Raw genomic sequence first — 20272 nt, 5'->3', positions numbered from 1 at the left:
ACAAAAAAACCGACTCTGTGAGTCGGCTTAATAGAGGGGCTTGTCTACGTTGATAAAAGCATTATCAACGGCAGTCAGAGCTTAAGCTGCAGCTTGTTGAAGCTGTGCCAATACATGATGCAGTGACGGGCTGATCGTGTGACCAAGCGCTTTAACTTCTTCGCAAGGCTCAACCAAATCTGGAATTTGGAAGCTGATCATGTTCGCTGCCATTGATGCACGAATACCGTTGTTTGAGTCTTCAAACGCTAGGCAGGTTTCAGGTGCAACACCTAAGCGTTCTGCCGCGAGTAAGTAGATCTCTGGGTGAGGCTTGCCGTGAGTCACTTCGCAGCCTGTGCTTAGTGAGGTGAAGTACGAATCTAGGCCAGCCAGCTCGAGCTTCTTCTTTGCGATATCAAGCTGAGTGGAGGTCGCCACCGCGATTGGAATGTCATTCGATTTTAGCCATTCAAGCAGCTCAATCACGCCATCTTTTACTGGGATTGCTTGGTTTTTAACAATTGCACTGTAGCGCGTGCGCCATTCATTATTCAGCGCTGGGTAATCTAACCCTTCACCGTAACCATTTCGAAAAATCTGTTCGATGGTTTTTGCGTTACAACCAATGATGCCTAGGTAGACATCTTGCAAAAACGGAACACCTTGCGCGTGACATGCTTCTTCAAAAACCTGCATACAAAGTCGCTCGGTGTCGAGCAGCAGCCCATCCATATCAAAAATAGCAGCTTGAAAATTCATATCCGTGGTTCTTAATGTGTTGTCATCGTGAGGGCGGGTATTTTGACATAGTGTCTAGTGATAGGCGAGTCAACGTTCAGTAAGAATATATCCAATCGGCTCGGCAATATGCTTCTGCATGACTTTAAATGTGATTGGTTGTGGTTGAAATAATATCGTTCAGTTATGAGCCTTGTGTTTTATAGGCCATCCAGATCTAACAGAAACAATTATGATTATTCCACATAACAAATCTAGCTTGTGCGTCTGGCTTCTTATTACATTTCATAAACTTACAGGTCGGTTTACGTGACCATAATCTTATAAAAAACAATTACCGGGAGCCTGCAATCATAGTGTGACCAAGCAATAAGTAAATGGCTGAGTTTAGGGAGAAAATAACATTAGTCCACATTTTTAGCAGGGTTGCTTATGTTGTATTTTGAGTTTCTATTTTTATTAGTCGTCCTTTATATCGGATCTCGGTATGGCGGTATTGGCTTAGGTGTTGTTTCTGGTATTGGTTTGGTTATCGAGGTGTTTGTCTTCAAGATGCCACCAACGTCTCCACCTGTCACCGTGATGCTGATCATCCTCGCCGTTGTTACTTGTGCTTCGATTCTCGAAGCGGCAGGTGGTTTGAAATACATGCTGCAAGTGGCGGAAAGGGTGCTTAGAAAGAACCCGAAACGCGTTACCCTGATAGCTCCGTTCGTGACTTACTCGATGACTTTCTTATTGGGTACTGGCCACGCGGTTTACTCCATCATGCCGATCATTGGCGATGTTGCACTGAAGAACGGTATTCGTCCTGAGCGTCCAATGGCAGCTGCGTCTGTCGCGTCTCAACTAGCTATTACCGCATCTCCAATTTCAGCCGCTGTGGTGTACTACCTCGCGCAGCTTTCTGATATTCAACATTCTATTACTCTGCTTTCCATTTTGATGGTGACGGTACCTGCAACCTTATTTGGTACGTTTTTGCTTTCTTTGTACAGCTTGAAACGCGGCAAAGAACTGAATGACGATCCTGAATATCAAGCGCGCCTAAAAGATCCTGAGTGGAAAAAGCGTATCGAAAGCACCACGGCGACGTCTTTGGATGAAGTGCTTCCAACTTCGGCTCGTAATGCGGTATTGATTTTCCTACTTTCAATTGTCGTGATTGTTATCGTGGCGATGGTGCCTGAAATCAGAACCATCGTTGACGGAGACAAGCCAATCAAGATGTCGGTGATCATCCAAATGATGATGCTCTGCTTCGGCGGTATCATCTTGCTGGCGACCAAAACTGACCCACGTGATGTGCCAAACGGCGTGGTATTCAAATCGGGTATGGTGGCGGCGATTGCTATCTTCGGTATCGCTTGGATGTCGGATACCTACTTCCAATACGCAATGCCTCAGTTCAAGTCTGGCATCGTGGAAATGGTGACTAACTACCCATGGACGTTCGCACTAGCGCTATTCATCGTATCGGTTGTGGTGAACTCACAAGCAGCAACAGCACGTATGATGCTACCGGTTGGCCTTGGCTTAGGGTTAGACCCAGCACTGCTTATCGGCTTGATGCCTGCGGTTTACGGCTACTTCTTCATCCCGAACTACCCATCAGATATCGCAACGGTGAACTTCGATGTCTCTGGCACCACCAAGATTGGTAAGTGGTACTTCAACCATTCATTCATGTCGGTGGGTTTAATCGGTGTAGTAGGCGCATGTTGCTTAGGCTACGCACTGGCACAGATTTTTATCGCTTAATTGTCGCTTAATCGACTAGCGAGATAAGAAACGAGAAACAGCGCCTATTGAGGCGCTGTTTTTGTTTCTGACGCTTGAAAAGGTATGTGAATTAAGTAAAAGGCAATTTAGATTAAAATATTAGCTAATATTATTAGTTGTAAGTGGGGTAGTGGTGATATAACGCTATTTTTGTGAGACGAAGAGGCACTAATGATTACTAACTTTGAGCAATTAGAGCAAGATATGGCATCCACTCCATCGTTTGATGGTCAGTTAGCTAAACTGGTCCACCTCAAGAACAGCAATGGAATGAGTGTATCCTTCATGGATATTGGAGCTACTTGGCTGAGTTGTTCTATGCCAGTGAATGAAGTAGCTCGAGAGGTGTTACTTCGCTCACCCAATATGGCTGAGCATATGGAGCAGAGCTCTTATTTTGGTGCGATTGTTGGACGTTTTGCAAACCGTATCGCTAAAGGCCAATTCGAACTTGAAGGGAAGCGCTACCAACTCGGGGTTAATAATGGTGAAAACTCATTACATGGTGGAGTAGAGGGCTTTGATAAAAAGCGTTGGAGCATTGTTGAACAAAGTGCACAAAAGGTAGTGTTTACTCTTCATATCAAAGATGGTGATCAAGGGTATCCGGGTAATCTTGGTGTCAAAGTTACCTATTCTCTAACGGATGACAACCAAGTATCTATTTCTTATGAAGCCAATACTGATAAGACTTGCCCCGTTAACTTAACCAATCATGCTTACTTTAATTTGGCTGGTGAGGCTTCTGGTTCGAAAAGCTTGGATCATGTATTGCAGTTGAGTTCAGGCCATTATTTACCAACAGATCAAGGCTTAATACCAACGGGAGAAATAAAGGCGGTTGAGGATACGAGTTTTGATTTTTCAAACGCAAAGCTCATTGGGCGGGATTTTCTGACTGAGTCGGACCAGAAAATGGCTGGTGGTTATGATCATGCTTTTGTGTTTCAGCCTGAAGTGACCGATGGAGAGTCGGTTGCAGCGGTTCTGGTTGCACCTGCAAAAGAAGTCGTGATGAAGGTAAAAACGACGAAGCCTGCTATTCAGTTTTATTCGGGTAACTTTCTAGCAGGGACGCCTGGTAAGAGTAAAAATTATGAGTTGTACGATGGTCTTTGCTTAGAAACCCAATATTTTCCAGATGGTCCTAATAAGCCAGAATGGGGACCTAACCGCGGGCTCCTGAAGTCTGGAGAGCTTTATCAACATCAGACGGTTTATCAGTTTAAGTTTTAGGCCCTAACTATTGGTGGGCTATGTGCCCACCTTATCCGATGGTGTTGAGGATGTACGAATAATCAGTTCTCCTTCCACTTTTCGTCTACTGGATAACAAAGGCTGAGCCTCAATTTGCGCCATTAAGGACTCAATCGCTAGCTTGCCCATATCTGAGTAAGGTAATTCAACGGATGTTAACGCAGGAAAACTTTCCGATGCGATTTGTTGGTTATCGTAGCCAACGATCGCGACATCTTGAGGGATCTTAAGCCCTAGTTCAGCCAGTGCTTGATAGCACCCCATCGCCATGTAATCACTGCCACAAAAGATAGCTTCTGGTGGTTGAGCTAACTTAAACAAAGCTAATGTCTGCTGATGTGCTTCTTTTAATGACCAGTTGGCCTCTGCTAAGTAATTGCTGTTCGGGACAATATCGGCATCAATTAGTGCCTGACGGTAGCCTTCACTGCGTTGTTGGCTCGCAAGCATCCAGTTTTCGCCTGTGAGCATAGCAATACGACAATAGCCTTGTTGGATAAGGTGAGAGACCGCTTTGTAAGCACCGATCATATCGGCAGGTAAAATGCTTGGTGCATCGCTATTGCTTTCGTTTGTGCAGTTTAGGAGCACGGTTGGCAGAGGCGTATTGACCCGTTGTTGTTCAAGTTCACGAGTCATGCTCGATGCGTACACCAAGCCTGCATAATCTCCGCTGTTGATTTCCACTTCAATTTTGCTCGCTAGCACTTCATCGTGGCTGTAATTGAAGATCACTAAAATAAAGTCGTTCGCCCAAGCCTCTTCACGCGCTGAGTTTATAGCATCAATAAAAGGGTCATAACTCGATAACCCGTTGACAACCAGTGCTATTTTATTAGGTCGACCCAGCGCATGAGCGACTTTCTTATTTTTGTAGCCAAGTGATTCGGCGGTATCGAGCACTTTACTTTTTGTGGTGTCTGCAATTTTTACAGACGTTGAACCATTAAGTACCAGTGATACCGTTGATTGAGACACACCTGCCGCTGCAGCAATGTCACTCATAGTGATTTTTTTAGCCATCGTAAATTTCAACTCAACTTAGTTAGCTAAAGATATTAGCTAATTATCAGCTTTCGATCACCTGTTAAAGATGGGGATCACAAAAAGTTGTCCGAGCAGTCTGATAGTTGTGATTGCTCACTCGTTTTTAATCTTAGATAGTAGCGATAAAAATGCAGCTCATTATATTAGCTAATATTATTAGTTAATAATTTAGTTTCAAGGTGAGTAAGATGAAAAGATGGTCTGAAGACAAAGCGTGGCAATGGCAACAACAACATGGATGGTTACGTGGATTTAATTACTTACCAAGGACGGCTGTAAACTGGAACGAAATGTGGCAAGCAGACTCATTTTCACCAGAAATAATGGAACAAGAGTTGGCTTGGGCGAGAGAGGTTGGCTACAACACGCTGCGTACCAATTTGCCTTTCATTGTGTGGCAAGTCGACCGCCAAGGACTGCATGAGCGCATTGATCATTTCTTAGATATTTGTGAACGAAACCAGATTAAGGTAATGATGACCCCAATGGATGATTGTGGATTCTCCGGTGACCATCCGTATCTAGGTCAACAAAAAGCCCCCGTCCCTGACCTGCATAATAGCCAAGCTGCGGCCAGCCCAGGTCGTAATGTTGTTATGGATAAGTCACAGTGGGGTGACGTTGAAACTTACATCCGTGACATTATCTCGACTTATAAAAACGACCCGCGTATTGCGATTTGGGATCTGTACAACGAGCCTACCAACCGTATGATTTTTACCACCAATGGTGAACTAGCTTACGATGAAGAAATGGAGACGTTTAGCCACGAGTTGATGGAAAAAGCGTTTGAGTGGGCGCGCGATGTGAACCCGACTCAGCCCCTAACGGTGGGTGCATGGCATTGCCCTAGTATTCTCGACCGTAGTTTGCCTATTTTTGAGCATCCAACCGATCGCCGAGCGATGGAGCTATCGGACATTATCACTTTCCATGCTTATCTTCCGTTGGATTTGTTCCATGAAGCGCTGAAAGTTGTGCAAGCGCACAATCGCCCGATGATGTGTACCGAGTGGTTAGCACGTCATGCACAATCTTCCTTACATGAACAGCTGCCAATTTTTAAAGATAAGAATATTGGCTGCTATCAATGGGGATTAGTGAAAGGTAAAACACAAACGCACCTTCCTTGGCCTGAAATTAAACGCAATGACGTTAACTATGCCAGTCAGTGGTTCCACGATCTGCTTGATGAGCAAGGACAGCCATATGATGCAAGCGAAGTACAGTTGATTCAAACACTCGCAGAGGTGGAATAACTGTCATTTAGCCGGCCTAGAGAAAAAGGTCGGCTTCTAAACTAGAATTAAATCAATCGAGACGTGAACAATGACTACTATAAAAAATAGATTGAACAATAGAGAGCTGATTTCTTATTTCGGTTATGGCGTGGGCCAATGCTTTAGTTTTGGCTTGGTTGGCTCGTTCATCTTGTACTTCTACACCGATATTCTCGGTATTTCGCCGATTGCTGCGAGTACCATATTTCTTATTGCACGAGTGTGGGATGCTGTTAATGATCCGTTGATTGCTGGCTATATGGATACGTTAGAATCTCGCTTCGGTAAGTTCCGTCCCTACATGTTGTTTACTCCGTTTTTGATTGTATTGGTGACCATCGCTGCCTTCTATAATATCGATGCGGACATGTCGACTAAAGTGATGTATGCGGGTATCACTTATATTCTGTGGGGTACCCTTTACACCATCTCTGACGTGCCATTTTGGTCAATGTCGTCGGTGATGACTGATGAGCCTCAAGAGCGTGCCAAAGCAGCAACGTGTGCCATGTTAGGTGTTAATGCTGGTATTGGCGCAACGCTAGTTATTTTTCCTAAATTAAGCGCATTTTTTGCTGATGGTCGTGCTGATCAAGGTTACTTACCTGCTGTTATCGTATTGATGGTGGCAGGTCTGCTGTTTATGCTGAACGGTTTCTACAATACCAAAGAGCGTATTTCGACGGCGAGCTGTGAAAAAGTAACACTGAAAGATACTTTTCAAGCGGTACGTAAAAACAAGCCATTATTCTTCATCTTGGCTGCATTCTTTATGAATGTGTTCTTCAATCTAGTTAATGGTTTATACATTTTCTTTTTCACCTACAACATGGGCGATGCAGGTTTAGTTTCATTGATTGGTACTATCACTTTAGTCAGTGCTATCGCGTGTTTAGCGACGCCAATCCTAACTAAACGTTTCAAGAAGAGAGATATCTTTATTGCGCTATGTGTGTTGGAAATTATCGCACGTGTTGGTTTTTATCTAACAGGTTATGACAACACAACGGTGGTGATGATGTGGCTGGCAGTAGTAACGGGGCTCTTTATGATGACTAACCCGCTTATTTCAGCGATGATTGCAGATACCGTTGAATACTCTTACTACCATAGTGGTAAGCGTACAGCAGCGATAACTTTCTCTGGCCAAACATTTACAGGTAAATTATCCGTTGCGGTAGCAGGTGGTTTAACAGGTCTGATCCTGACAACTATTGGTTATGTTCCAAATGCGGACCAAACAGAAACAGCATTGAATGGCATGTTCTTTTGTATTGCTTTACTGCCGGCTTTAGGGGCTTTGGTACGTATATTTATTATGTCTCGTTATACCTTTACTGAAGACCAGCATGCAATTTTACGCGAAAAACTTGAGCGTGGTGAGTTTGCTGAAGGGGTTGTTGATAAGTCAGGAATTACGCACAAAGCGACGTCTTAGTTGTTGAGGTTATTACCACTCATTGCATCCTAGAAAACAGCGCCTAAATTGGCGCTGTTTTGTTTTAACAGGTTTCGTTTATTAGCTTTCAGGAGAGCTATTAACGTGGCTCAAAAGCCAGCGACTGAATTGCTTCTTCAATCGTTAGGAAGTGGATCTTCATCAGGCACACTTCAGCTTTTTGAAACTCGTGGTTTCGAATCAGCTTGGTCACGCTTTCTACTGAATATTGCTCAGGCCGTTTCGCTAGAGACAGTTGATTTGATATCGATTGAAGTGCGTAGCTGTTACCCTCTGAATCAATGAGGTAATCATCTTCACCCAGGATCATGTCTGAGCATTCTGCCTGAAAATCGTTCTCGGATGCGACGTAAATAAGCTCATCATCACCGTCGAGTTTTACCAAAGATGGCCAACTGATCATTACTGCCCTTTCTATGTGCTGCTTACTGCTTTTAATAGTGGTGACGACAAGCAATTATATAAAAGTTATCGTCATCTGCTTTATACACTAATCGATTCTTGTCATCGATTCGTCTTGACCAAAAGCTAGACAGGTTGCCGACTAGTGGCTCCGGCTTTCCAATCCCTTCAAAGGGCGTTCTTTTGGCGGCTTCAATCAACTTATTTAGTTTCTTGAGCGTTTTCTTGTCTTGGGTTTGCCAGTATAGGTAATCTTCCCAAGCATTATCTGTAAATACAATCTTTCGATCATTCGTCATTATTCAATTCTCGAACGGTTGTATTTCCGGCTTCGAGTTGAGCAATAGATTCAGCCAATCTTTCAGCGTTTTTAGGCGAGCTCATTAGGTACAAGGTTTCTTGCATTGAATTAAAATGATCAAGAGACATGACCACTGCATCTTCTGAATCTCGTCTGGTTATTACCGTAACATCAGAATCGTCTACCACTCTATCGAGCACAGACTTAAGGCTATTTCTGGCCTCAGTAAAAGAAACAATATTCATCACTTATTTACCCTGTTGTTTTTGGATATGTTTAATCTTTCTATATACACAGAATAGTTAATCATTCATGAATTAACTATTCTACATGTTCCGCTTGTTGTACATGTTATATCAGAGCTTACACATGATCAACTTATGGTACATGTCATTCATTGTAAATATGCAGAGAGTTACTGACTCAAAATGCTATTTACTCAAAGATCGGCCTAATGGTGCGAAGTAACCTTGCAGGGCTTGGTATATCTGTTCTCGGTGCGCCATATCAGGATACACGGGGTACATATCAGGCTTGGTTGTGCCATCCACTAGATAAGCGTTCTTGATATCGGAACACGATTCAATCACGGATTCAAAAGCGCGCGCCATCATCTCTGTGGGTAGTGAGAAGTAACGGGCAGACATCGCTTTGTCGGCAATCACACTGCGAGCCACATAATCGTGTTTGTCCAAGTTATTGTCGCTAAGCAGTGTGGCATCAAACAGAGACATCAAACTTTCGTTTAATGGATGAGGTCGCACCTTTCTATCGTGCAACCAACAGTCGCTGGCGAACAGGATCTGCTTGCGAGGGCCAGAGGTATCGCCGATTTCAAACGCTTTCTCAGCGATATAGTGGTCAAATGCATGCCAAAACTCGTGAGCGAGCGCGCCAGCTCCGGCATTCTTCGCGAGGGCTAATTCTCGTTGGTTCGGGGCATAGTGTGCTTGTACGCCTTTTCTGCCGCCACTGCCGAACGCTAAGCCTAATGTGCCGCGAAGGCCAATCGCTTCTGGTGGCAAAGCCAAGATGTAAGCCAAGTCGGCTAGCGAATCGAATATCAGATTTGCGGCCAACTCTTTTTCTTCTTTCGTCACCCAAGCACCCACACGAATGCTGCCCATACCGAAGGTTTGTTTGATGTCCATGAATGACACCTGATCGCCATGTCGGTAGTCTGGGCCTTCGCGCGTTTTGTATTTAAAGTGAGTTAACTTCAAAAGGGTCCTTGGAAACAGACGTAAGAATGAATAGTGTGCTCAGTGAGATGCGCCTGTGTGAGATGCATCTCTTGGAATTAAAGGACGTTAGCACTTTTGATAGCAAATTGCCGAACAAAATTAGTTTAGATTGAGTTCGAAAGCTTCCCATGAAGTTGGGTTACCTTCACGAGTGAGCGGAAAGAGTGGCTGTTGTGGTTTTGCATAGCTTAATCGGTGCAGTCTTTGAGTTACGTGGTAGCTATCAAGCCCTGATACCGTGACCAAATCCAACGCTTCTAAATCAAGGTAGCCATCCGGCATCACGGCGCGTTTGGGTGCGTGAATCGTTATAACTTCACCGATCAACATTTGCGTTTGATTGCTTTCGATTGTTATCTGTTCTTTGAACGCTAACCCTATCTTTAAACTGCTCTCCAAGACGAAGGGAGCGGGGAATGTGTCGTCATAATAGGCCGTTAAGCCGACCGCGTTGAATTCTGAGACTGGTTTAGGGTAGCGAGCCGAGGTTTGATGGGCCTTTTTAACAAAGTCAGCACCAATGCTGTTAACGGTGAAGTACTTAGTTTCTAGGATGTTTTCTAGCGTATGACGTCGGCTTTTATCTGGGCGAACAATAAAACCAAGCAGCGCGGGATCAGACCCTAGGTGAATGACAGAGCTCACTATCGCAAGGTTTTCAAGCCCCTGTTTATCACAAGTACCAATTAGGTTGGCGCTTTTAAATCCAGATAGGGAGTTAACCAAACGAATGCGGTGGCGCGGGTCCATTGTTTGGATATCTTGTTTAGAAAGGGTCATGTCCTTCATATCTTCTCTTCTTCTCATTTATTGTTATCTTCGAGCATGCTCACTAACGGACTTATATGTACGAAGAATCCGCTTTTATCGATCAAAGAGCGCTTATTGGCCGTGGGCAGTTTGTCTCTTTTATCTCTGCTACAGCACAATGAACGAGATCCTTTGCATAGATTTACGTACGTTGACGTCCCTTTACATCACAGGAGCTAAAGTAATGATGTCGTCTTTATGAGTGTTAAAAAATGAAAACAGTCCGCAATATCATTTGGGCAATGATTGCCACAATGTCAGCCTTTTGGTTTGCGATGGAACCGCAATTATTCGCTTCAAGCGATGTCTTTGAATGGCGCTCAGCCATGATTCAGTACTCAGGTATTTTGTCTCTGGTGTTAATGTCCATCACAATGATCTTGGCGATGCGTTTGCCTATGGTTGAGAATTGGCTGAAAGGTATGGATAAAGCATATCGAGTCCATAAATGGCTCGGTATCGGTGGTGTTGCACTGGGTGTGACACACTGGTTGTGGTACCAAATACCTAAGTCATTGGTGGTGTCTGGTGTGTTAGATAAGCCTGTTCGACACGATGGTTCAGGGCCGCAAGCTGTTTTGACTGGATGGGAGTTATGGGTCAATGAATTACGCGGTATTGCTCAGAGTATTGGCGAGTGGGGCTTCTACTTGTTGCTCATTTTACTGGTGGCGTCACTATGGGCGGCAGTGAAGTACAAACCGTTTAAATTGTCGCACCGTCTGATGTCGGTTGCGTACCTGTTTATCGCTTTCCACTCAGTAATCCTGCTTAAACGAGCGTATTGGGGAGAACCTATTTATTATCTAACTGTGGCATTTGCTTTGGCTGGGTCTATCGCAGCGATTTACAGTTTGTTGGGCTTGGTTGGGCGTCGAAATCGTCACTCAGCGACGATTATCTCGACTCGCTATTTTCCACAAGCTGAAGTGATGGAGCTGGTGTTAAAACCGGAGGCATCTTGGCAAGGTCACAAAGCTGGGCAGTTTGCGTACTTGCGTTTCGGTAATGAAGACCCGCATCCGTTTACCATTGTTTCTGGCAGTGATGATCCAGAGCTGCGCTTTTTGATCAAAGAGCTGGGTGATTTTACTAATGGCCTATATGAACGAGTGAAAGCGGGCGATGCGGTTACGGTTGAAGGACCCTATGGTCGACTTTATTTTGACCTAAGCAAGCCACAAATTTGGATTGCTGGTGGTGTCGGGATAGCGTCGTTTTTTGCAACACTTGAAGCGCTCAAAACAGAACGAGATCATCCTCGTATTCAACTGTTTTATTGTACTCGCGGTGTTGATAAGCAATTAATCGATGAGTTGTGGCACCTAGCACACGCGGTTGGTGTGAAGTTGACCGTGATAGATACCTTGCACTCACCGCGGCTAAACGCCGGAAGAATTGTCAATCAATGTGGCGACCTCAACGAGTACGAGATGTATTTCTGCGGGCCGGAGTTGTTCTCTACATCACTGAAAAAAGAATTAGACACCTATCAATTTGATATTGAAAAGCACTACCACGAAGAGCTGTTTGTGATGCGTTAAAGCCAACTATTGGAGCTGTGATTGTTAAATTAGTCAATCGGCACAGTGTAAAAAGGCGTAAAGTCACTCAATTTGTTATTGCAGCGGTTTGCTATTGAGCGATACCATATAGGGCTGTTTCTTTGGTAAAGATGTAATTATGTCAGATGAAAAACTCGCACTCGAATGGATGCGCCAACAAGCTCATAAAGTTGACCCATACGTTATCGATCCATCGTTTGATGAATGCGTTGAGTTGCTTGATCCTGCCTTCAAGAAAGGCAAGAGTGTTGCTCAACTCAAGTATCTGTTATCAGAAGCAGATCGCCGAGCGGGCGCGGCAGAACGTAAGCATGCGGCTTTAAAATACGCCAAAGAGAAAAGCCCAAATGCTGGTCAAATCTTGCGACTGCAAAGCAAGCTTCAACAAGTTCAGTTGGCTCTCAAGCTTGCCACTGGCGATAACAATATGACCATATCTCAGTTCTGTTCAGAGTATGACGTGACTAAGCGTGACGGCAATACGGCATGGAATGAAAAGTTGGTGGAGCAGGGGAAGAGAAAGTAGCGATCTCTATTTCTATTTTTTGATTTAGTCGTTTTTCTATTGAACTTTAAATCATGCTCGCAGAGCCGTTAACTCGGTATCTTGAACCCCAATCATTGATACGCATTGCCGTGGTTTGAGCGCGGTGTATTGTCTCAACGATGCCCTCATTATTTTGGTGACGCACTCATGAACCTCTCCCAGATTGACCTGAATCTTCTTTTCGTTCTTAAGCATTTACTCGAAGAAAAACACGTCTCTAATACCGCAATGTCTCTGAACATGAGCCAGTCTTCGGTAAGTCGTACGCTACAAAAAATGCGTACCTTCTTTGATGATGAGCTGCTGGTACGTAAGAAGTATGGCTATGAGCTGACCCCAAAAGCAGAGTCGATTAAAAACGATATCAACACCGTTATTACTAACCTGGAAAAGTTGGTTCATAAGCAGTCGTTTGCCCCAAGCAAGGTTGATAGTACTGTGAAATTTTATGGCTTACTGCCTCAAATTAATACCTTAATGCCCAAGGTGATCGCTAAGATCCGCAAAGAAGCGCCGAACATGATCGTGAGTTTAGATTCTGCGCCCAAGCGTCATTTCGAATCCTTGGTCGCAGGTGATGTGCACTTTGCCTTATCTTCGCATCAGCCGCCTTCTGCTGAGCAAAATATCTATCGTATGACAGTGGTGAAACAACACTGCAAGAGAACTCAGACTCGGGCAATTCATATCAAAGCCAAGTGCATCTAGCGGGCCCTCTTATTGATGGCTTGTTGAGTGCTTCTTTCTCTGGTTTATATCAAGAGCGTAAGGAAGATGAGATTCTTTACGGATACGGAGGCAAAACATTAGAGAGTTACCGTGGCGCACTACACTTGACGCCTACGGATGACGATACTTTCTCGTTTGATTACACCTATCACGATCAAGAACGAGTGACGACGGATGGAAAATCGAAAACCACAGATTCTGAGCGTGTGAACAATCGTCAATCATTGGGCCTATCTCACTCAGGCAACTACGACTGGGGCTCGGGCACTTCATACATCAACAATGAAACGGTTGAGAATGAAGGCGGAGAAATGGAAGTGGAAAACCTGACTCTGAACTCACAATGGTCTATGCCTGTGCTTGAGGCGCACTACCTAACTATCGGCTTCAACTATACACGTCAGGAGCTGACAGATTCTGCAGAAGATCATGTCTTCAAAAATAACCAATGGTCACTGTTTGCGGAAGATGAATGGTACATCACCGATTCTTTTGCTCTAACAACTGGCCTCAGATTTGATCAAAATGACGTGTTCGAGTCTCATCTGAGCCCTCGCGTTTATGGTGTGTGGAGTGTCGACTCATATTGGACAGTGAAAGGCGGTGTTTCAACGGGTTATCGAGCACCAGGCTTAACTGAGATGGAAGCGGGTTGGGCGCAAGAAAGTTGTGGTGGCGACTGCTCGGTTTACGGTAATCCTGATCTAAAAGCCGAGACGTCAGTGAACAGTGAAATGGGCGTGTACTTTGTTGGCGATGCCGATTTAAGCTCGAACTTCACCGTGTTCTACAGTGACTTTAAAGACAAGATCGACAAGAAAGAGCTGAGCACTAACTGTGGCCGACGTGGTTGTGATTCTACCTACGTGAACATTGAAGACGCGATTACTTACGGTGCTGAATACACGATAAACAAAGGCATTACTGAGGCGATTTCTGTCGGTTCGACGTATACCTATACACATACTGAGAAGCAGTCTGGTGAAGATGAGGGTAAGCCACTAACACAAGTTCCTGAGCATTTAGTTACCGTAAATGCAGATTGGCAAGTACGTGATGATGTCCAATCTTGGATGCGAGTGACATATCGTGGCAAAGAGTCAGAACCGACAACGAGTAGTTCAAGAACACAATACGAAGCGCCATCAATTACTTATGTTGACTTAGGTGCCAACTGGTATGTGCAAAAGAACCTTAAGGTGATGGCTGGTATCTACAACCTATTTGAAGAACAAACCGATTACGAAGAGTTTGGCTACGTTGAAGATGGTCGTCGTTACTGGTTAGCAGCAGAAGCGTCATTCTAGATAAGAGGTTCATAATGAAAAAGATAACAAAATTACTGATGCTTTCATTTGTTGGATTATCGGCTGCTAATGCTAATGCTAATGCTAATGCTAATGCTAATGCGGTATACACAGTAGAAAAGGACATCTTGTTTAAGACGGTAGAAGCACGAGAGATCAAGCTTGATCTCTACCTTCCCAAAACAGAAGCAAAGGTTGATGGAAAATATCCGTTGCTCGTTTGGGTACATGGCGGTGCGTGGAAGCGTGGCACTAAAGACGATATTCCGACTAAAAACCCGTTGTTGCTTAATTCTGTTTTGGATGAAGGTTATGCGTTGGCTGCGGTCGATTATCGTTTAAGTGGCGAAGCAACTTTCCCAAAACCAGTCGCGGATATTAATGATGCTATTAACTATCTTCATGACCATGCTGACAAGTACAATCTTGCCGCCGATAACGTGGTTATGATGGGGCGTTCAGCTGGTGGTCATTTAGCGGGATTGGTCGGCGCAAGTAATACGCACGGTGACATTAGCTTTTACTCAGAACCTAAGTATCGAGTGGCTGGAGTTGTAAGCTTTTTTGGCCCGACGGACCTGCTGGAACTAGGTAATAAAGGGAACAGACCAACCAGTAAAAAGTCGTCGGTGTCACGCTTTTTAGGTGATATCCCGAGTGAAGTACCAGAGCTAGCGGCACAAGCTTCAACGACCAGTTATATAAACAGTGATGCTCCGCCTTACATTCAGTTCCATGGAACACTGGATAAGCGAGTGCCTTTAGCGCAAAGCCAGATCCTCAAACATGCTTTGGACAAGTACGGCATTGAGAATCAGCTGTTTATCGAGGAGGGTGTTGGTCATAGTGCTCCAATTTTTGATACCGATAAGTATGTACCGCATGTGATTGCGTTTTTAAAGCGACATTATCCAATTAAATAATCTCTACTTTTGTGACGTTACAACGCGCTAGAAAGCATTCATTGAGCCATTTAAAGCCAAGTTGATCACTAAGGTTCAACTTGGCTTTTTTATTGGAAGCTTTCATAAGTATCTGGATTCATTTCTAACTTCCCTTTTATGATTCGATCGTCATTTATTAGATCGAACAAAACCGTGTTCACCTTCGATAATTGAGTTATTTATCAGTTAAAGGTGGTGGTTATTGTATGTTTCATCACGCTTTGTTCATAACTGACTCTAGCTTATCGACGACCTTGATAAAGGCTTCAATGTGCGCGATACACTATTTTTCGCCCATTAATCAATTTCACTTGTGACAAAGTTATCAGAATTATGCATTTTCGGTAACGTTCCCGAAATTATCGATCTATCATCCACTCAGATACAAAAGTGAAGTAATCAACACGACTGATTTCTATTTCTTCTTCGATATAGAGCTTATACATCAAAAGTATAAGCCGAAATGTGCTTACGAATTATTTTGGGAACGTTTGCAAATAATCCAAAACAATTAACGTGAGAACATCAGAATGAAACGACACATTTTAGCGGTTGCTGTAACAATGGGGCTAATGACTACATCGGTATTAGCAAGTGAAGACGTTGCAGCATTAGAGCAACGTATTAATGAATTAGAACAAAGGGTTGCACAAACAGAGCAGGTCTCTACCGAGGCCAATGAAAAGGCTTCTTCGTTTGAGTTTCACGGCTATGCTCGCTCTGGGTTATTGATCAACGACGACCTAAACGGCGCGACAGGTACTGGTCCTTACATGACAGCGGCGGGTGCCATTGGAGCTCCAATTGGACGTCTTGGTGTTGAAGATGATCATTACGTTGAAGCGAACTTGATTCATAAGCGATTTGCAGACGATGGCTCTAGTGCTTTGTTTCGCATCATGTTGGCCGACAGTACTGAGACAAATAACGAGTGGACTGCCAGCGAAAGCCAGTTGAATGTGCGACAAGTGTATTCAGAACTGAACCGTCTGAGCATGTTCTCTGAATCTGAAGCGTTTTCTGAAGCAACGTTTTGGGCGGGTAAACGATTCGATCGCGACAACTTTGATATTCACTTTTTCGATTCGGATATTGTCTTCTTATCAGGTACTGGTGCGGGCGTTTATGACGTTCAGATGAGCGACAACTGGAAAGCGAATTTCTCTATTTATGGCCGAGATTTTGGTGAGATTGATAGCTCGTCAACAGATGTAGAAAACTACATTGCAACCATGAATAACCGTATTGGCCAATGGCAAGTGATGTTGAGCGGTATGACCTCAGCAGACAACGATAGCCGCCTAAATGGCGCAGCTGAAAGCGGTGTACACGCAATGTTTGCGTACCATGGAGACAACTTCTTTGGTCTGAGCGAAGGCTTCTCTAAAACGGGTATGTTAGTGGGTAGTGGCCTAGGTGCAGAGCTAAAAGGCATCGGTTCAAATGGTGATCTACTGGATGACGCGAAAGCCGTTCGCCTGTTTAGCTACGGTGTCACTCGCATTGGCGACAACTGGCGCTTAGCACCTGCATTAATGGCAGAGCATAGCCAAGACCGTTTGAAGAAGAATGACGAGTTCACATGGGCTTCTTTAAACGTTCGATTAGCTCAAGAGTTCACAGAGAACTTTGAGATGGTTTACGAAGGTTCATTGCAATACATGGATTTAGACAACTCGACAGAGCAAGCGAGCGGCGGTTTCTACAAAGCGACAGTTGCACCAACACTCAAGCTTTCAACTAGCACTGGTTTCTTTGACCGACCAGAACTGCGTTTCGCTGTGAGCTATGTGGATTGGAGTGAAGACCTAAATGGTTACTCGATCAGCACTGAAGCAGATGCTGCAACGATGGGAGAGGGCGGCGAGGTTCTGTTTGCACTGCAGATGGAAACTTGGTTCTAATTGCTTGATATATCGTTTAGATAGAGAGTGTTACTCATGATGTGATAGTCGCATCACCAAATGCCAACCTTATCGTTTCAACTCGAAGGTTGGCATTTTTTATCTTGGGATAACCTGATCTCTGAAATAAATCGCTAGCAAGACTCTCGGTCAATAGTGGTGAAGGTCAACACCATCTTGCTCATTTCAAAGCCTTTTTTCTCAATACGGTCGAGTAGCAGCTTGGCTCCATTTTCTCCCGCTTTATCAAACGCATAGTTAAACGTAGACAGCGTTGGTGTGCATACTGAAGCGAGCTCATCGTCACCTACACCGATCACCAATATATCCTTTCCTGGAACGAGCCCCGCTTCCTGAATGGCTCTGATCGCACCGATTGCGATACGGTCAGTGGCGCAGAATAGGCCGTCGAGCTTGGTGTGCTCCTTGAGATACTGCTTCGCCAGTTGGTAACCTGATTCTATGGTGAAGTCGCCACGGGCGTGAAATTGCAGTGTGAGGTCGTTAAATTGAAGCGATTGAGCGAAGCCTTCCGATCTCATCTTATCAACCGCAATATCATCACCTTGCACACCGATGAATCCCATATGCTTACAAGCTTTCGCTATGAGGCGATTACCCGCTTCAAACCCTACGCGAGTGTCGTCGTGCACAATGCTTGGGATGTTAAACATTGACCCGTCTTGACCAACCAATACCACGGGTACGGCAGAGCTTTGAATCGCTTTGACTAATTGGTTGTCGAGGTGGGTCGCGTACAGGATGATGCCTTCAACACGCTTCTGGTTAAATATCTGAATATATTCAAGTTCTTTATGGTGTGTTTGGTGTGTGCTCGCTAATAATACATGCTTGCCCGCTTGCTCTAAGACGGCGGTTAAACCATCGACACCCTGAGAGGTGGCATGGGAAGAAACCCTAGGAACAATCACGCCAACCAGGTTGGTTTTTTGGGACTTTAAGTCTTTAGCGACTTGGTTTGGGAGATAGCCACACTCTTCAACCGCTTTACGCACCTTCACCTTGGTCGCGTCTTTTACGCCATACTCATCATTGATTACTCTTGAAACCGTCGACTTGGAAACTCCAGCGAGACGAGCGACATCATGAAGACTAGCCATTATTCATTATCCAATTGTAATTTTAGTTTTGGGATTGTTTGCAAACAGAGCATCAAATTTACCTGTTATTAGGGGATTTTAACCCTGTCTTCTTATCCTAGGGAGATAATTTGAAGATCATTCTCACACTATTGAGCAGTTATCTTTGATCATTTGTTATTTCTAGGCAAAAATTTGTTTTGCAAACGTTCCCGAAAATTCAAAAGCTCAAATGATAATCCAATGGGGTATGTAATGAATTATCCAAAAATAGCAAAAGAGCTGCTTTCTCTATTAGGTGGTAAAAGTAATATCACCGCACTCGCACACTGCGCGACTCGTCTGCGTCTTGCGGTTGCAGACCAAGATAAAATTGATGAACAGGCGATTGATAACCTAGAAGGGGTTAAGGGCCAGTTTAAAGTGGCAGGTCAATATCAGATCATCTTTGGCTCAGGCATCGTAAACCAAGTTTATGCTGAGTTGGCTAAGCTGACTGAAATGACGGAAATGTCGACCAACGATGTGGCGTCTGCAGGTGCTGACAACCAAAATATCCTGCAACGCGCGGTGAAAGGCCTGTCTGATATTTTTGTACCAATCATTCCGGCGATTGTTGCTGGTGGTTTGTTGATGGGTATCTACAACCTATTGACGGCTCAAGGCTTATTCATTGATGGCAAATCTTTAATCGACGCTAATCCGGGTTTGACCGACTTAGCAAACATGATCAATACATTTGCTAATGCTCCTTTTGTGTACTTACCTATTTTATTAGCATTTTCAGCGAGTAAGAAGTTTGGTGGTAACCCATACCTTGGCGCGGCTTTAGGTATGTTGATGGTTCACCCAGACTTGCTTAACGGCTGGGGCTTCGGTGGCGCATCAGTGTCGGGCAGCATTCCGGTTTGGAACATTTTAGGTTTCGAAATCGAGAAAGTAGGCTATCAAGGTTCAGTACTACCCGTTCTTGTTTCTGCGTTTATTCTAGCGAAAGTTGAGCTTGGGCTGCGTAAAGTTATTCCTTCGGTTCTGGATAACTTGCTAACGCCGCTATTGGCGATTTTCATAACTGGTTTGTTAACATTCACGATTGTTGGTCCATTTACTCGTGATATCGGCTTCCTGCTTGGTGACGGCCTAAATTGGTTATACAACAGTGCTGGCTTCATTGGCGGTGCGGTGTTTGGTTTGATTTATGCGCCGTTTGTTATTACTGGTATGCACCATAGCTTTATTGCTATTGAAACTCAGCTGCTTGCGGATATCGCAACGACTGGCGGTACGTTCATCTTCCCTATCGCGGCGATGTCTAACGTGTCACAAGGTGCAGCGGCACTGGCGGTTGGTTTCATGAGTAAAGATAAGAAAATGAAAGGTATCGCGATTCCTTCTGGTGTGACTGGCTTGCTTGGTATTACTGAACCTGCAATGTTCGGTGTGAACTTGAAGCTTCGCTATCCATTCATTGCTGCGGTTTGTGCCGCTGCGATTTCAAGCGCGTTTATCACGATGTTCAATGTGAAAGCACAAGCACTGGGTGCGGCGGGTATTCCTGGCATCATCTCAATATCACCAGAAAAGATTGGCTACTACGTGGTAGGTATGATTATCGCGTTCGTGACTGCCTTTGCTCTGACCGTTGTTTTAGGTCTGCGCGAGCGCAGCAAGCAAAACATTAAAGCAACAGCTTAACGTTTCTCCCTAGAAGTGAAGCCCCCCTTTTCACTTCATTTCCTAAGCTTTGGGGTGCTAGCTAGGTGATTTGGCTTAGCTAGCCTTTTTATATTTTTACATGACAGCGTGAAGTGTCACCTTGCTTTTGGTTGCTACTGCTTTCGATTGCCATCGCTTTCGGTTGTCATGATTTTCAG

Annotated in this window: 18 protein-coding genes and 1 pseudogene; 11 read left to right on the top strand and 8 right to left on the bottom strand. The window is 44.4% G+C overall.

Annotated features, from left to right (window positions below; all coding sequences use genetic code 11):
• Window positions 1-81: 81 nt before the first annotated feature.
• Window positions 82-741 carry an HAD family phosphatase gene (locus tag AB6D93_RS07585; RefSeq protein WP_010432777.1) on the bottom strand — a complete coding sequence of 220 codons (660 nt, stop codon included), beginning with the start codon at window positions 739-741 and terminating at the stop codon, window positions 82-84.
• 411 nt (window positions 742-1152) lie between these two features.
• On the opposite strand from AB6D93_RS07585, the gene AB6D93_RS07580 reads away from it, so the two are divergent.
• Together AB6D93_RS07580 and galM are read left to right on the top strand one after the other, a co-directional pair.
• Window positions 1153-2481 carry an anaerobic C4-dicarboxylate transporter gene (locus AB6D93_RS07580; RefSeq protein ID WP_010432780.1) on the top strand — a complete coding sequence of 443 codons (1329 nt, stop codon included), beginning with the start codon at window positions 1153-1155 and terminating at the stop codon, window positions 2479-2481.
• 192 nt (window positions 2482-2673) lie between these two features.
• Window positions 2674-3738 carry a galactose-1-epimerase gene (gene galM, locus AB6D93_RS07575; protein WP_017064986.1) on the top strand — a complete coding sequence of 355 codons (1065 nt, stop codon included), beginning with the start codon at window positions 2674-2676 and terminating at the stop codon, window positions 3736-3738.
• Between the two features lie 18 nt (window positions 3739-3756).
• On the opposite strand, the gene AB6D93_RS07570 is transcribed toward galM, so the two are convergent.
• A complete protein-coding gene (locus AB6D93_RS07570; RefSeq protein ID WP_017064985.1) occupies window positions 3757-4782 on the bottom strand; it encodes a LacI family DNA-binding transcriptional regulator in 1026 nt (341 codons plus the stop codon).
• 212 nt (window positions 4783-4994) lie between these two features.
• Here AB6D93_RS07570 and AB6D93_RS07565 point away from each other — a divergent pair, with 212 nt between their 5' ends.
• Both AB6D93_RS07565 and AB6D93_RS07560 read left to right on the top strand, forming a co-directional pair.
• Window positions 4995-6065: a cellulase family glycosylhydrolase gene (locus tag AB6D93_RS07565; protein WP_017064984.1), complete on the top strand. Its 1071-nt coding sequence runs from the start codon at window positions 4995-4997 to the stop codon at window positions 6063-6065.
• 70 nt (window positions 6066-6135) lie between these two features.
• Window positions 6136-7524, top strand: a complete 1389-nt coding sequence (locus AB6D93_RS07560; protein WP_017069083.1) for an MFS transporter — start codon at window positions 6136-6138, stop codon at window positions 7522-7524.
• 100 nt (window positions 7525-7624) lie between these two features.
• On the opposite strand, the gene AB6D93_RS07555 is transcribed toward AB6D93_RS07560, so the two are convergent.
• The 5 genes from AB6D93_RS07555 to AB6D93_RS07535 all read right to left on the bottom strand — a co-directional run bounded on the left by AB6D93_RS07555 (window position 7625) and on the right by AB6D93_RS07535 (window position 10281).
• Entirely contained in the window at window positions 7625-7948 is a 324-nt protein-coding gene (locus AB6D93_RS07555; RefSeq protein ID WP_017067464.1) for a DUF4144 domain-containing protein, read from the bottom strand.
• Between the two features lie 31 nt (window positions 7949-7979).
• Entirely contained in the window at window positions 7980-8246 is a 267-nt protein-coding gene (locus AB6D93_RS07550) for a Txe/YoeB family addiction module toxin (RefSeq protein WP_017061615.1), read from the bottom strand.
• Window positions 8236-8493 (bottom strand): type II toxin-antitoxin system Phd/YefM family antitoxin, encoded by a 258-nt coding sequence (locus AB6D93_RS07545; protein WP_017061616.1) that lies wholly within the window; start codon window positions 8491-8493, stop codon window positions 8236-8238. The genes AB6D93_RS07550 and AB6D93_RS07545 overlap by 11 nt, the downstream gene beginning before the upstream one ends.
• Before the next feature lie 186 nt (window positions 8494-8679).
• Window positions 8680-9471 carry a CLCA_X family protein gene (locus AB6D93_RS07540; RefSeq protein ID WP_050653202.1) on the bottom strand — a complete coding sequence of 264 codons (792 nt, stop codon included), beginning with the start codon at window positions 9469-9471 and terminating at the stop codon, window positions 8680-8682.
• 120 nt (window positions 9472-9591) lie between these two features.
• Window positions 9592-10281, bottom strand: a complete 690-nt coding sequence (locus AB6D93_RS07535; RefSeq protein WP_017061618.1) for a flavin reductase family protein — start codon at window positions 10279-10281, stop codon at window positions 9592-9594.
• A 233-nt stretch (window positions 10282-10514) separates the two neighbouring features.
• Between AB6D93_RS07535 and AB6D93_RS07530 the strand changes: the two genes are divergently transcribed.
• From AB6D93_RS07530 to AB6D93_RS07505, 6 genes and pseudogenes are all read left to right on the top strand, one after another.
• On the top strand, window positions 10515-11846 hold the full coding sequence (locus tag AB6D93_RS07530; protein WP_017064979.1) for a ferric reductase-like transmembrane domain-containing protein: 1332 nt from the start codon (window positions 10515-10517) through the stop codon (window positions 11844-11846).
• A gap of 139 nt (window positions 11847-11985) precedes the next feature.
• The gene (locus tag AB6D93_RS07525; RefSeq protein WP_017061620.1) at window positions 11986-12393 is read left to right on the top strand and encodes a hypothetical protein; all 408 of its coding nucleotides are present in this window, start codon (window positions 11986-11988) and stop codon (window positions 12391-12393) included.
• A gap of 168 nt (window positions 12394-12561) precedes the next feature.
• A pseudogene (locus AB6D93_RS07520) lies at window positions 12562-13092 on the top strand (LysR family transcriptional regulator); the annotation flags it as partial.
• A gap of 20 nt (window positions 13093-13112) precedes the next feature.
• On the top strand, window positions 13113-14450 hold the full coding sequence (locus tag AB6D93_RS07515; RefSeq protein ID WP_346763704.1) for a TonB-dependent receptor domain-containing protein: 1338 nt from the start codon (window positions 13113-13115) through the stop codon (window positions 14448-14450).
• A 14-nt stretch (window positions 14451-14464) separates the two neighbouring features.
• Window positions 14465-15373 carry an alpha/beta hydrolase gene (locus AB6D93_RS07510; RefSeq protein ID WP_102332243.1) on the top strand — a complete coding sequence of 303 codons (909 nt, stop codon included), beginning with the start codon at window positions 14465-14467 and terminating at the stop codon, window positions 15371-15373.
• 551 nt (window positions 15374-15924) lie between these two features.
• The gene (locus tag AB6D93_RS07505) at window positions 15925-17298 is read left to right on the top strand and encodes a carbohydrate porin (RefSeq protein WP_102320859.1); all 1374 of its coding nucleotides are present in this window, start codon (window positions 15925-15927) and stop codon (window positions 17296-17298) included.
• Window positions 17299-17432: 134 nt separating this feature from the next.
• On the opposite strand, the gene AB6D93_RS07500 is transcribed toward AB6D93_RS07505, so the two are convergent.
• On the bottom strand, window positions 17433-18419 hold the full coding sequence (locus tag AB6D93_RS07500; protein WP_102332242.1) for a LacI family DNA-binding transcriptional regulator: 987 nt from the start codon (window positions 18417-18419) through the stop codon (window positions 17433-17435).
• Window positions 18420-18653: 234 nt separating this feature from the next.
• Here AB6D93_RS07500 and AB6D93_RS07495 point away from each other — a divergent pair, with 234 nt between their 5' ends.
• Window positions 18654-20093 (top strand): sucrose-specific PTS transporter subunit IIBC, encoded by a 1440-nt coding sequence (locus AB6D93_RS07495; RefSeq protein WP_017064972.1) that lies wholly within the window; start codon window positions 18654-18656, stop codon window positions 20091-20093.
• The last annotated feature ends 179 nt before the right edge of the window (window positions 20094-20272 follow it).

The organism is Vibrio sp. 10N.247.310.23, assembly GCF_041467155.1.
Lineage (GTDB): Bacteria > Pseudomonadota > Gammaproteobacteria > Enterobacterales > Vibrionaceae > Vibrio > Vibrio crassostreae_C.
The sequence above is the reverse complement of the archived record's forward strand: the minus strand, read 5'-3'. Positions and strand labels throughout refer to the sequence as shown.

What these genes read in the sequence shown, in the direction of transcription:
- AB6D93_RS07585 (WP_010432777.1), bottom strand. Translation starts at nt 741, where the DNA reads ATGAATTTTCAAGCTGCTATTTTTGATATGGATGGGCTGCTGCTCGAC.
- AB6D93_RS07580 (WP_010432780.1), top strand. Translation starts at nt 1,153, where the DNA reads ATGTTGTATTTTGAGTTTCTATTTTTATTAGTCGTCCTTTATATCGGA.
- galM (WP_017064986.1), top strand. Translation starts at nt 2,674, where the DNA reads ATGATTACTAACTTTGAGCAATTAGAGCAAGATATGGCATCCACTCCA.
- AB6D93_RS07570 (WP_017064985.1), bottom strand. Translation starts at nt 4,782, where the DNA reads ATGGCTAAAAAAATCACTATGAGTGACATTGCTGCAGCGGCAGGTGTG.
- AB6D93_RS07565 (WP_017064984.1), top strand. Translation starts at nt 4,995, where the DNA reads ATGAAAAGATGGTCTGAAGACAAAGCGTGGCAATGGCAACAACAACAT.
- AB6D93_RS07560 (WP_017069083.1), top strand. Translation starts at nt 6,136, where the DNA reads ATGACTACTATAAAAAATAGATTGAACAATAGAGAGCTGATTTCTTAT.
- AB6D93_RS07555 (WP_017067464.1), bottom strand. Translation starts at nt 7,948, where the DNA reads ATGATCAGTTGGCCATCTTTGGTAAAACTCGACGGTGATGATGAGCTT.
- AB6D93_RS07550 (WP_017061615.1), bottom strand. Translation starts at nt 8,246, where the DNA reads ATGACGAATGATCGAAAGATTGTATTTACAGATAATGCTTGGGAAGAT.
- AB6D93_RS07545 (WP_017061616.1), bottom strand. Translation starts at nt 8,493, where the DNA reads ATGAATATTGTTTCTTTTACTGAGGCCAGAAATAGCCTTAAGTCTGTG.
- AB6D93_RS07535 (WP_017061618.1), bottom strand. Translation starts at nt 10,281, where the DNA reads ATGAAGGACATGACCCTTTCTAAACAAGATATCCAAACAATGGACCCG.
- AB6D93_RS07530 (WP_017064979.1), top strand. Translation starts at nt 10,515, where the DNA reads ATGAAAACAGTCCGCAATATCATTTGGGCAATGATTGCCACAATGTCA.
- AB6D93_RS07525 (WP_017061620.1), top strand. Translation starts at nt 11,986, where the DNA reads ATGTCAGATGAAAAACTCGCACTCGAATGGATGCGCCAACAAGCTCAT.
- AB6D93_RS07510 (WP_102332243.1), top strand. Translation starts at nt 14,465, where the DNA reads ATGAAAAAGATAACAAAATTACTGATGCTTTCATTTGTTGGATTATCG.
- AB6D93_RS07505 (WP_102320859.1), top strand. Translation starts at nt 15,925, where the DNA reads ATGAAACGACACATTTTAGCGGTTGCTGTAACAATGGGGCTAATGACT.
- AB6D93_RS07500 (WP_102332242.1), bottom strand. Translation starts at nt 18,419, where the DNA reads ATGGCTAGTCTTCATGATGTCGCTCGTCTCGCTGGAGTTTCCAAGTCG.
- AB6D93_RS07495 (WP_017064972.1), top strand. Translation starts at nt 18,654, where the DNA reads ATGAATTATCCAAAAATAGCAAAAGAGCTGCTTTCTCTATTAGGTGGT.